The following is a 376-nucleotide window of genomic DNA, read 5'->3' on the forward strand; positions in this document are numbered from 1 at the left end:
CTCACTTGAGCAGACCAGTTTAGATACTGGGTCGGTAGCTCAGGTGGTTAGAGCGCACGCCTGATAAGCGTGAGGTCGGAGGTTCAAGTCCTCCTCGACCCACCATTCCTTTTGGTAATGGGGCCTTAGCTCAGCTGGGAGAGCGCCTGATTTGCATTCAGGAGGTCAGGAGTTCGATCCTCCTAGGCTCCACCAATTCCTTTGAGTTGGTTCCTTCCGTAGCTTGATATCATATGAGAGTATTCGTTTTGCGAGCTTGGTTCTCAAGTTTGCTTGTTCTGTGACATTTTGAAGAGAAGACATGATTGGCCGCTTGCCGCGCCAGTTCCTTATGGAATTGCGGTAGGTGACAGCTAGCCAGTTAAGACACTTTCGT

At 50.3% G+C, this 376-nt stretch carries 2 tRNA genes; both read left to right on the forward strand.

Features of this window, described 5'->3' with window-relative positions:
- Positions 1 to 28: 28 nt before the first annotated feature.
- A tRNA-Ile gene (locus AC3CB2_RS23465) sits at positions 29 to 105 on the forward strand.
- A gap of 14 nt (positions 106 to 119) precedes the next feature.
- Positions 120 to 195, forward strand: a tRNA-Ala gene (locus AC3CB2_RS23470).
- Positions 196 to 376: the final 181 nt, after the last annotated feature.

Source organism: Pseudovibrio sp. SCP20, from assembly GCF_057774105.1.